Annotated in this window: 10 protein-coding genes and 2 pseudogenes; 2 read left to right on the forward strand and 10 right to left on the reverse strand. The window is 38.8% G+C overall.

The genetic code is table 11. The annotated features are described in order from the left end of the window. A pseudogene (locus HT671_RS10670) lies at positions 1–356 on the forward strand (IS630 family transposase); the annotation flags it as partial. A 308-nt stretch (positions 357–664) separates the two neighbouring features. Here HT671_RS10670 and HT671_RS10675 read toward each other — a convergent pair. After that, positions 665–1,747: an N-acetylmuramoyl-L-alanine amidase family protein gene (locus HT671_RS10675; protein ID WP_000868697.1), complete on the reverse strand. Its 1,083-nt coding sequence runs from the start codon at positions 1,745–1,747 to the stop codon at positions 665–667. Between the two features lie 12 nt (positions 1,748–1,759). Beyond that, positions 1,760–2,998, reverse strand: a complete 1,239-nt coding sequence (locus HT671_RS10680; protein ID WP_050208272.1) for a caspase family protein — start codon at positions 2,996–2,998, stop codon at positions 1,760–1,762. A gap of 92 nt (positions 2,999–3,090) precedes the next feature. Between HT671_RS10680 and HT671_RS10685 the strand changes: the two genes are divergently transcribed. After that, positions 3,091–3,945, forward strand: a complete 855-nt coding sequence (locus HT671_RS10685) for an Rgg/GadR/MutR family transcriptional regulator (protein WP_023932940.1) — start codon at positions 3,091–3,093, stop codon at positions 3,943–3,945. Between the two features lie 124 nt (positions 3,946–4,069). Here HT671_RS10685 and HT671_RS11820 read toward each other — a convergent pair. The 8 genes and pseudogenes from HT671_RS11820 to HT671_RS10720 all read right to left on the reverse strand — a co-directional run. Then, positions 4,070–4,281: pseudogene (locus HT671_RS11820) on the reverse strand (IS3 family transposase); the annotation flags it as partial. A gap of 88 nt (positions 4,282–4,369) precedes the next feature. Beyond that, entirely contained in the window at positions 4,370–4,717 is a 348-nt protein-coding gene (locus tag HT671_RS10690) for a type II toxin-antitoxin system RelE/ParE family toxin (RefSeq protein WP_000395510.1), read from the reverse strand. Next, positions 4,707–4,994 carry a type II toxin-antitoxin system RelB/DinJ family antitoxin gene (locus tag HT671_RS10695; RefSeq protein WP_023939238.1) on the reverse strand — a complete coding sequence of 96 codons (288 nt, stop codon included), beginning with the start codon at positions 4,992–4,994 and terminating at the stop codon, positions 4,707–4,709. Before HT671_RS10695 ends, HT671_RS10690 begins: the two co-directional genes overlap by 11 nt. A gap of 163 nt (positions 4,995–5,157) precedes the next feature. Beyond that, positions 5,158–5,769: a 30S ribosomal protein S4 gene (gene rpsD / locus HT671_RS10700; protein WP_000092760.1), complete on the reverse strand. Its 612-nt coding sequence runs from the start codon at positions 5,767–5,769 to the stop codon at positions 5,158–5,160. Between the two features lie 194 nt (positions 5,770–5,963). Then, positions 5,964–7,016 (reverse strand): HAMP domain-containing sensor histidine kinase, encoded by a 1,053-nt coding sequence (locus tag HT671_RS10705; RefSeq protein WP_138703032.1) that lies wholly within the window; start codon positions 7,014–7,016, stop codon positions 5,964–5,966. Next, positions 7,013–7,711, reverse strand: a complete 699-nt coding sequence (locus HT671_RS10710) for a response regulator transcription factor (RefSeq protein ID WP_000520643.1) — start codon at positions 7,709–7,711, stop codon at positions 7,013–7,015. The genes HT671_RS10705 and HT671_RS10710 overlap by 4 nt, the downstream gene beginning before the upstream one ends. A gap of 166 nt (positions 7,712–7,877) precedes the next feature. Next, a complete protein-coding gene (locus tag HT671_RS10715; RefSeq protein ID WP_138703031.1) occupies positions 7,878–10,592 on the reverse strand; it encodes a PavB family fibronectin-binding SSURE repeat adhesin in 2,715 nt (904 codons plus the stop codon). A 115-nt stretch (positions 10,593–10,707) separates the two neighbouring features. Beyond that, positions 10,708–11,724: a glycosyltransferase family 2 protein gene (locus HT671_RS10720; RefSeq protein ID WP_000771879.1), complete on the reverse strand. Its 1,017-nt coding sequence runs from the start codon at positions 11,722–11,724 to the stop codon at positions 10,708–10,710. Positions 11,725–11,774 lie beyond the last annotated feature (50 nt).

Below are 11,774 nucleotides of genomic sequence, written 5' to 3' on the forward strand. Positions count from 1 at the left end.
GTTTTGAGCGAACTTCAATTGTTGCAGGACAAGTAGACGGAGAGTTTATAGCTCCCATGATTTACAAGAACAGCAGGACAAGCGATTTCTTTGTGGAGTGGTTCAAAACGCAACTCCTGCCTGCTTTGAAGACACCTCATGTTATTATCATGGACAATGCTAGTTTTGATCCCAAGAACATTTTGGATGAACTCTGCATCCAAGATAAACACTTTTTCTTACCTCTACCGCCATATTCACCGGATTTGAATCCTATTGAGCAAGCTTGGGCTATCTTGAAAAAGAAAGTAACAGATTTATTAAGGGAAGTCCCAACTATTTTTGAATGTTTGGAACGCTTTTTAAAAACTAAATGACTATAAAACTTTTTTCCCAGATTTTTGTTTACTACTAAAGTTCACAATGGGTCTAATTTTTAAAATACTCTTGTTTAATTTTTGTAAGCAGATTGTTAGTAAAAGAGAATAACCCTGCTAAATTTCTAATCTACTTTATTCTATAGTAAAATGAAATAAAAATAGGACAAATCAATCAGGACAATCAAATCAATTTCTAGTAATGTTTTAGAAGTCCAGATGTACTATTCTAGTTTCAATCTACTATATATTATTCACTGACTAAAAAAGAAAACCTACCTTCTCAGTAGATTTTCTCTGTTTAAAATTTATTTCCAAGCGCCACTGGCATCTACATAGTAACCATCAGGTGTATAGGTGTTGTGAAGCATCTTACCAGTTGAAGCAAGGTAGTACCAAGATCCACTATCTTTTACCCATCCTGTTACCATAGAACCTGAGTTGTTTAGATAATACCAAGATCCACTATCTTTGATCCAACCTGTCGCCATAGAACCTGAGTCCTTTAGGTAATACCAAGAGTTATTATCATATAGCCAATTGCTAGCAATCATAGCTCCTGATGATTTAAAGGCATACCAGTTGCCACCCTGATAGAGCCAAGTTTGATTGAACATGACTCCTTTATCATTCATAAAGTACCAAGTTCCCTTGTCCTTAACCCAAGCATTTTTAACTAATTGACCTTGTTTTTGATAGTACCACTTTTCACTGTAATTCTTTTTTAGCCAGCTTTCTGCTTTTAGAATCGGATAAAGTATTTTGAAGGCTCCTCCCCCTCTGTAGGAATGACTGATAACTCCTGGTTTTTGAAGTTTCAATTCTACATAGTCGTCTTCCCAAGCAAACACTTTTTGACCATTGAGAGTCTCTGGTAAGGTAGCAGTGTAGGTCTTAGTTTGATAGTCCCATTTTGCATCAAGGTAGGTGTGTTGATCATTTGATTCGTCAATACGGAAGTAACCACTCTTTCCGCCATCATTATATACATCATCTACTACTTTAGTGGACCAGGTCTTTACTTCATTTCCGCTCTTGGCTTCTACCTTGATATCTCCTCTATAGCCATAAGGTACATAGAAATTCAGGTAACGCCCCTCTGTACCGACCATAGATTTGTCCTTTTCTTGACCTAGGAAATTGATAGTCTGATCTTGACCATTGAGACTAACCGTCCACTCGATTTTCTCAGTTTTTGGCAAATCCAAGACTTTGATATCCACTTCATGGCCATTGTTAAATCGAAGAATTTTGCCATCTTGATACTTAACCCCACCCTTAATAACCCATTCTTCTTCCAACTCAAAGGCTTGACCTGAATGAGGGAAAGCTAATAAAGCTAGACCTGCTAGAGATAAACCAAATAGTGTGATTTTTTTTGATACTTTCATTTTCTTAACTCCTTATTTTTGGAATAAAACAAATTGACTGTTTTTAGGATAAACTGATACATGTTGCTCTTCGTGAATTTGTGATGCAGCTTCAAGGACTAGAGGATAAGAGTATTGATACAGTTCCTCTAAAGTAATTTTTCCGTTAGTATTGGTGTCTGCCATAGGCGAAATCATTCTATTTTGAAGTGAATCCCAACCTGTACCCATTGCCCAGTATCTGGTGGCAAGACTACCTACTCCGACTACACTATACGATTCTTCGCCTTTCCAAGAGGCACATAGTACGAGGAATTTAGAATCAAGCATTTCACCATTCTTGCTTGCTACATCTCCTGTTGAAAATCCTGCCAAAAATGCTTGTTCATCAAATTTTTCTTCAGACTTGGAGGCAACCTTTTTGTCTGACTTACCTACATCTATAATTGTTCCTGAATAGCAACAATCCAGCATAACCACAAACTTACCTTTATATTGTTTCAGTATAGATGCCAATTCCCAGCCTGAAAATGTCTGACCATCGCTACCAAGATAGATTCTTCCGTCTCTTCCTCCATGACAAGTAAGGTAAAGATAGTTCACATCGCTTTCGATAGAAGATTTGAAAAGCTCTTGCGTTTTTGCAATAATCTCGGACTTAGTTTTATCTGGGAAACGAACAACTTTACTAAAGTTTTGGTTACCAAAAACCTTTTCCATAGCATTAACGTCTTCGATAGGTACTGCTCTCGTTGATGTTTCACCAAGAACTAAAGCACGGCGATTAATCGTTTGTCTTGCTCCACTACTAGCAAAGAAATAAGTATCATCTCCAATATTGTGCCAACCTGTCTGCATAGCACCGCTGGCAGCCAAATAATATTGTTTTCCTTCGATAGTCTGTAGGCCAGTTTGCATGACACCGCTAGTATTTAAATAGTACCAACTACCAGAAATCAAACACCAGCCTGTTTTCATAGCACCACTAGCATCTAGATAATACCAATTTCCATGCTCATTAAACCAACCTGTTTTCATCCAACCTTCACTATCAAAATAGTACCAGGTTTCATTGATCTTTTCCCACCCGTTTTTAGTGTAAGAACCGTCAGAATGTTTATACCACCAACGACCATTCGATTGAATCCAACTGCCATTGGAGTGACTATAAGCCTTGGGAGAGATAGATTCTTGAGCAGAAACTGGACTATTTACTGGTAGTGTTGCCACTAGGCTCAGTAAAGCAACTGATGACAATAAAATTTTTTTCATAATCATATTGTCCTTTCTGTTTTATTTTTGTATAATCGTATCACAAATAAAAAAACAGGTTTTATTTTTTGCAGAAATGGAAGAGAAATACTATGGAAAATTTTGGAGCAGTTTTAAAGGATATCCGTATTTCAAAAAATTTTCGTCTTAAAGATTTGGCTTGTGATAAGATTAGTGAGTCAACTATTTCTCGTTTCGAAAATGGGATTACAAAATTATCTATTGATCATTTTTACATATTGTTAAATCGCCTGGGGATATCATTTTCGGAATTTGAAGAATTAGTTCATTGCTATTATTCCAAAAAAGAATGCTTTTTTGAAGAATTAGAACATGCTGTAAACTCTTCAGATATCATTTTGTTACAAGAACTAATAAAGAAAATAGAGCTAAAACAAAAGCAGGAAAGAAGTTTATGCAATTTTCACATAAAATTGATTGCTGAACAACAGATTAATCGCCTTGTAAATCTTCCTTATAATACATCTAAATGCAATGAGATAATAAAGTATTTGCTTTCGGTAGATACTTGGATGGAGTATGAACTGAAAATTTTTTATAATTCGGTGTTTTTTATGAACACTAAAACCATAAGCTTATTATATAGAGCGGTAATCAAGAAAACACGACATTTTTTAAAAACAGATATGGGAACACATAGAGTAATTCCTTTATATTTATTTAATTTAGAATTATTATTAAAAAATAATTTGTTAAATAACGCTCAATTTTTTATAGATGATTTAGAAAATTTACTGACCAGACAAGGATATTATTTTGAAAAGAATTATTTACTCTTCCTAAAAGGTATTTATCTTATAAAAACTAATCAAATAGAGTTAGGTAAAAAAGAATGTTCTAAAGCTATGAGAATATTTAAGGAATATAATGATAGTGATACAATAAATGAATTAAACCAGAAATTTAAGCTAGATCTAACAATTTAATTGTTAAATGATATTGTTTAGAGATATAATTCCTAAAAAATTAGACAAATAATTTATCTATAAGATTTGGTTCTGTATTACACTGAGCTAAGTCTTTCTTAGTTTTAATACATTTGTTATTATATAGGCTTTTATTGATTATTTCTTGTTTTAATTCAGGGGAATAGTAACGATTCTTCCCATTTTTAACACTCTCTATTCCATAACGATCAATTCATCTTGTCACATACCTTAGCCCGAAACATCTACACAAAATCTTTTTGAAAGCTGATTAAAGATTTGTACTTGCTTTCTAAGTTCATAGATCTGAACCTTAACCTCATTTGTCAATCCCATAATAAAAATAAGGACATTCCAATTGAACTGCACCCCAAAAGTTAGACAGAAAAAATCTAACTTTTGGGGTGCAGTTCATATATAGGCGCTATTTTTTCTTGAACAAGCGGATGTAGTCCTGTTTGCTATGAATAATATCTGATACAAAGACAGCTTTTCTGTCCTCTAAAATATGATAGAATGCTAGGTAATCTCCTAAAATGATGCATCGAGTTTTGTGGGGTGGGTATATAATCCCTCCTACTCTTTCGTCAGCATCAAATCCTGCTTCTGGGAAGACTTCAAGACGCTCCAAACCATAAAGAACATTCTTAACTGTGTTTGCTCCTGCCTGTTCTGAAAAGTAGTTAGCTGAGATATAATCTTTAATACCTCTTAGCTGTTCTTGTACCGTTTCGGAGATAATGATGCTATATGCCTTCTCGTTAAATTCCAAGGTTAGCCCTCACTTCATCAAGACTGTAAGTTCTTCCATGTTCTAAATCCTCAAAGCTACGAGCAATTTCAGCACGCAACCCTGATAGAAGTTCTTCTCTTTCTTTATCTACTTGAGTTTCAAATGGCAAGGCTTTATTTTCTACAATGTGTTCTAAAAACAAGTTAAAACTGGCTGTCATATCAAGATTTTGCGCTGTGATAATAGCTTTAGCTTTCTCTAACAAGTCTCTGTTAGTCTTAAAATTTACCTGTGTGTTTTTTTCTAAAACATTCATGGTAGCACCTCCTTTAGACTATTATATCACTTTGAACTATACAGGTCTAGTTACGTATAGACGATTATAGCTGGATACTAAGAGAAATCAAAAAAGCACTCTAGGATAGAGGCCTAAAGTGCTTAGTTTCAAGGCTTTACAGCCTATCATATTTAATAAAATATTACAACATCTTGTTGTAGAATTCAACGACAAGTGCTTCGTTGATTTCTGGGTTGATTTCGTCGCGTTCTGGCAAGCGAGTCAATGAACCTTCCAATTTTTCAGCGTCGAATGATACGAATGCTGGACGTCCAAGAGTAGCTTCTACTGCTTCAAGGATTGCTGGAACTTTCAATGATTTTTCACGAACTGAGATCACTTGACCTGGAGTTACGCGGTATGATGGGATATCAACGCGTTTCCCGTCAACAAGGATGTGACCGTGGTTTACGAACTGACGAGCTTGACGACGAGTAGTCGCAAGACCAAGACGGTAAACAACGTTATCCAAACGACGTTCCAAAAGAAGCATAAAGTTGAAACCTAGGATCCCGCCTTTGATTTTTGTAGCTTGTACGAACAAGTTACGGAATTGTTTTTCACCTACACCGTAAGTGAAACGAAGTTTTTGTTTTTCAGCCAATTGCAAACCGTATTCTGACAATTTAGAACGGTTGTTTGGTCCGTGTTGTCCTGGTACGTAGTTACGACGTGCCAATTCTTTACCTGTACCTGTAAGTGAAAGGCCAAGGCGACGAGATTGTTTCCAAGATGGTCCTGTATAACGTGACATGTGAATGTCCTCCTGATATAAATAATATTTCGGTGGAAATAGTCACTTAGAAAGCCCTGATTCGTGCAGATGCCCTTCGCCTAAACAGCCAAGGTTACTTATCATAAGACACCTGTTGACGAGCTTCATGCTTTCCTGCTGATATTTCACACAAAATCTATTTTACCATGAATAGCTGGATTTGTAAAGGGGTTTTAGGCTTTATTTTCACTACCAGAGAGATTGAGAAGGAGGGTAAAGGTACTTCCTAGACCGTACTGGCTGCTGACTGTGATTTCCCCACCCAATTGATGAGCCAATTCACGCGCAATCGCAAGACCAAGACCATGCCCACCTGTTTTCATGTTACGCGAAGTTTCGACACGATAAAGGCGTTTGAAAATATTCTCCAAATCCTCTGGGGCAATGCCCTGCCCCTCATCGGTCACACTGATTGAAAGCTGGTTCTTCTCCAGCTTAGCCACCACTTCCAGCTTGGTTCCTGGAGCAGAGTATTTAAAAGCGTTATTGAGCAGATTCACCAAGATACGAGAAAGCTTAGCATAATCTCCTTCAGTCCGGGCAGACTCTGGGATTACCTGCAAGTGGACATCTCTTCTCTCCTGCTCAATCAAAAACTGAAATTCACTCATGCACTCAATCAAGAGCTGATCCAGAAAAATGCTGTCTTTGCTGGTCGTTTCCACCTGATTTCTAGCTGTGTTTAGGGTCAAAAAATTCAACTCCTCAACCAGTTTATTGAGTCTTTCCGTCTGGCGTCCAATGGTTGCTAGATAATGGTCCTGTTCTCCTTCCTTGATAACCCCATCCAAAATCCCTTCTACCGTCGCTTGGATTGAAGTGATAGGAGTCTTGATATCATGCGACAACTGGGCAATCATCAAGCCCTTTTCTCGTTCGCTTTCTTCCAAGGAATCAAAGCTTGCCTGCAAATCATGGGACATTTCATTAAAAGCTTGGCCTAATTGTTGAAATTCTAAAGGGCCTTGAACCTCCAAATTTGAAGGAAAATCCTTGTCCGCTACCCGCCTGGCATGCTCCTTGAGTTTGCCCAACGACGTAAAGACCGGCGATAGGAGAAAGAGACTAATCCCAGCACCGACAAGGCTGGCAACGATGGTCATCCCAAGCAAAAAGTAAATCTCGCTTTTCTCAATCAGCATTTTTTGAACAGCCCAAAAAACAACCAAAATGGTTAAGAGAGTTGAAATAATATATCCAACCAAAATATAACTTTTTAGTTTCATGTTTGTCCTCTCGGTTTCTCTATCTTATATCCCAACCCCCAAACTGTCTTAATAGTGGGCGTTTGGTCACTACTATATTTTGCCAACTCCTGTCGAAGAGCATGGATATGCACATTCAAGGTATTAGTATCATCCACGTAGTCTTCTTGCCAGACCTTTTCATAGAGGTCTGTCTTGGAGAAAACTCGCTCTGGATTGCTAGCTAAAATCCACAGCAATTCAAATGATTTAACAGTCAAATCCAGCATTTCTTCTCCTATTTGAACTTCATGACTACTATGATTCATTTTCAGATTGCCAAGGGAAATCAGCTCTGTTTCGCCCCCACGATGAAGGCGGCGCAAAATATTATGAACCCGCAAAACTAGCTCACGAGGGCTAAAGGGCTTAGCAATAAAATCATCTGCTCCCAAGCTCAGGCCGTAAATCTTGTCCTGTTCACTGGTCTTAGCAGTAATAAATAGGAAAGGCTGCTCTGGTGATAAGTATTGAACCTCACTGATTAAATCGTAACCATCCATCCGAGGCATCATGACATCTGTAATAATCAAATCAATCGGTTTTTTCTTGAACAGCTCTAGCGCTTCCAGTCCATCATGGGCTACCAAGACCTGATAACCTGCCTGAATTAAGTATCTCTGATGAATATCGGTGATTTCTACCTCGTCGTCAACGAGTAAAATTGTCTTTCCCATCTGTCTCTCCTTTGATAAAAACAGTGCTATACTGCTTTAAGTATAACACTATTTTTATTGTTTTACGATGATTTTAATCTGCTATTGAAAGAAAGTCCTGATTGCTGATTGAGTTGGTAAACTAGCCTTAGTCAGCCCACTATCCATCATTTATTTCCTTAGCTGATTAGTTTTCTTCTTTTTTGTTTTTCAAACCTAGACCACCGAGTAAACCTGCAAGCGCAAGCCCAAGGAAACCAATACTTGCCATTGATGTTTGAGCTTCACCAGTATTTGGTAGCATAGCTTTATCATCTGACATCATCTTGTCTGACATCATCTTGTCTGACATCATCGTATCAGACATCTTGTTAGCAGAAGCAGCCATGTTTTCACCTGCCATCGTATTGGTAGAGCTTGTCATGGTGTCAGCAGGCATGCTATCTGTAGTACCTGGAGCTGGAGTCTCAGTCTTCATACCTGATTTTTCCATTTGGTCATTTGCTGGCATTGCTTTATCAGTCTCTTTGGCTGGTGCCATCATGTCCTTATGGTCAGTAGGCATTTGATGAGTCGCACCTGTAGCATGACTGTGATTCATCGGAGTCACTCTAGAACCAGAGTTAGAAGGTGAGAAAGAACCATTTGCTGTGTCTGATGTTTCTTTAACATTTATCTTAATAGTAACTTTTTTAGTTGCTACGACATTTGTCAAATCTGCTTTACCATCTTTGTTGCCATAGACTTTGACTGTAGCGCTGTAAGTTTTAGTGCCGTTTGCTCGGAATTGGTCAATGAGTTCTTGTTTTTCTTTGCCAGCTACATTTCCTTCCAAGGCTACTTGGTAGAAGTATTGACCTTTGGTCTTCACGTTTTCACCTAGTGGAGATAGGGCTGGGTTTTTAGCGTCGCCGTTATCTGACCATGGAGCCTTGTCAGATGCTTTGAGCAAGAGACGAGTCAACATGCCATCACCTGCGAAGAGTTCATATGGAATCACATGGTTGACACCGGCTGTGAATGGACCTTCGCCCTTGGCTTTTTCTAGGTAGGCTGCAGGAACATCGATACTGTCTTTAACGTTATCTTTAACAGCTTTTTCGACAGTTTCTTTAGCAACTAATCCATTGATGTTGATGTCTACATTTTTAGTAGCAACTAGATTAGTCAAGTCAGCTTTACCGTCTTTATTTCCGTAAACTTTAACAGTAGCTTTATAAGTTTGAGTACCATTAGCACGAAGCTGATCAATTAAATCTTGACCTTGTTTACCAACAGTATTGCCATTTAAGTCTACTTCATAGAAATATTGACCTTTTGTTTTCACATTTTCTCCTAATGGAGATAAAGCAGGATTTTTAGCTGTACCATTATCAGACCATGGAGCCTTATCAGAAGCTTTTAGTAATAGACGAGTCAACATACCATCACCAGCGAAGAGTTCATAAGGAATTACTTGGTTTACACCGGCAGTGAAAGGACCTTTTCCTTCAGCTTTTTCAAGATAAGCTGCTGGAACATCGATACTGTCTTTAACGTTATCTGCAACGGCTTTTTGAACTGTTTCTTTAGAAATTAAACCGTTTATGTTAATAGTAACTTGTTTAGTTGCTACGACATTTGTCAAATCTGCTTTACCATCTTTGTTACCATAGACATTGACTGTAGCGCTGTAGGTTTTAGTGCCGTTTGCTCGGAACTGGTCGATGAGTTCTTGTTTTTCTTTGCCAGCCACGTTTCCGTCCAAGGCTACTTGATAGAAGTATTGACCTTTGGTCTTCACGTTTTCGCCTAGTGGAGATAGGGCTGGGTTTTTAGCGTCGCCGTTATCTGACCATGGAGCCTTGTCAGATGCCTTAAGCAAGAGACGAGTCAACATGCCATCACCTGCGAAGAGTTCGTATGGAATCACATGGTTAACACCAGCTGTGAATGGACCGTCACCCTTGGCTTGTTCTAGGTAGGCTGCTGGAACATCGATACTGTCTTTGATGTTGTTTTTAACTGCAGATTTGACATCGCTTCTTGTTACAAGACCGTTCAAGGTAATATTGACTTTACGTTCCTTGACAACCTTATTCAAATTTGGTTTATCACCGGCTGCTTCATAGACAGTCAGGGTAGCTTCATAGGTATTTGTACCATTAGTACGAAGTGTATCTAATAAATCCTGATCTTGCTTACCTGTAGTGTTACCATTCAAAGATACTTGATAGTAATACTTGCCATCAGGTAAATTTTTCACTGGTGGAATTTTTTCATTTTTATCCTTACCATTATCTGACCATGGAGCCTTGTCAGATGCTTTGAGCAAGAGACGAGTCAACATACCATCTCCTGCGAAAAGTTCATATTTAAGCGGTTTGTTTACACCAGCCAAGAAAGGACCGGAAGCTTTGGCTTGTTCTAGATAGCCCGCTGGGACATCGATACTGTCTTTAACATCCTCATCGACAGCTTTTTTAATATCTTCTGGACTTGCTTGTTTCCCATCCACATCAGCTGTATCTACAGCTTCTTTTAAGACATCTGCTAGCTCTGAATTTTCTTGAGCTTCTTCACCTTTTTCAAAAAGTGTATCCAGACGAGAAGGGCTTGTCTCCTCGCTCACTTCAGTTACTTCTGTAGGTGTAGAAAGTGAGTTCGTATTTCCAGCAACGACCTCAGGTTTCGCTTGAGCAAGAACAGTATCTCCCTGAGTTTCTGCTAAGTCACCCTCTTTCGTTCCCGATGTCTCTTCAGGTACAACTTGAGCAGGGGTCGGATTGACCCCATCGGCACGTACAGAACTTGGCTGACCAACTAGGACAAAGAAGCCACTAGCCACAACAACTGAGGCAACACCGACACTGAGACGGCGAATAGACCAACGAGTATATCTTTGATTTGGATTGAATTTCATAGGGTTCTCCTTAGAGTTTTTCTTTATTTGATGACTCTAGTATAATATCCTAAAATTAAAAAGGACTAAGAAAAAGTTAAAATTTTTCTTAAATCCCTCTTATAAAATACTTATATCAATTAAATCCATAAACAGATTTGGTGATTTGATAGACGACATTGGACAGTTTGCGAGCTGGCAAGACTGAATGTTTGGTCAAACGGCTGAGCATGGTCTTACGGATAGCCTGAAAAACCTCTGGATTTTCCTGCTGAATATAGGTCCACAGCTCCCGTTTTTTTGCCAAATGCTCTGCTGTACCTGCTCGATTGAGCAGGGCACTGGAAATCACCGTCGTAATCTCGATATGATTCAGCAGATATTCTCGCATTTTGGGGTGGCTCACTTGGGATAAATCAAGCTGGTCTACCAAGAGTCGATTGACTTTAAGTTGCTGGTCAATGCGCTTAATCATCACTTGCTCATTGACAGACTGGTCCTCACGCCCAATCAAATAACGATAGAAATCGACAGGCAGATAGTACATGGTCTTGACCTGCTGAAGAGGGGTAAAGACAAAGAGATTATCGACATAAAAAGTATGCTCAGGCAGTTGGAACTGGCTAGCACGCAACAAATCTGTCCGATAAATCAGCGAGTGCATCATGATATACTGGCCTTTGGAGAAATTTCCGACCTGGTCCCAGCCAAAAATCTGCCGAACAGGCAAGACTGACTCGTAGCTCATACTCTTCTTACGAGACTGACCTTCCTTTTCGTAAACAAAATTAGTCACAAAGGCGTCAACCTCTTGACCCTTACTCTCAAGTTCCTGCAAGGTTTCAAGAGTTTTCAAGTAGGCACGAGGATCCACCCAATCATCACTGTCAACTACTTTAAAATAGCGCCCAGAAGCCTCTACCAAGCCACGATTGACCGCACCGCCATGGCCCTTATTTTCCTGATAAATGGCTCTAACGATGTTAGGATACTTGTCGGCTAAACGCTCAGCGATTTCCTGAGTCTGGTCCTGAGACCCATCATTGATAATCAAAATCTCAACTTGCTCACCACCAATCACTAGCGACTCCACACAGTAATGAAGATAGGCTGCAGCATTATAGCTAGGAATGGCGATAGACAATAACTTCATAATCTACTCCTTTAGGGGACTGATTTTTCTTATACTCTTCGAAAATCAAA

The sequence above is a fragment of the Streptococcus sp. 2741 genome (genome assembly GCF_013276315.1).
In the GTDB taxonomy this organism is placed as follows: domain Bacteria; phylum Bacillota; class Bacilli; order Lactobacillales; family Streptococcaceae; genus Streptococcus; species Streptococcus pseudopneumoniae.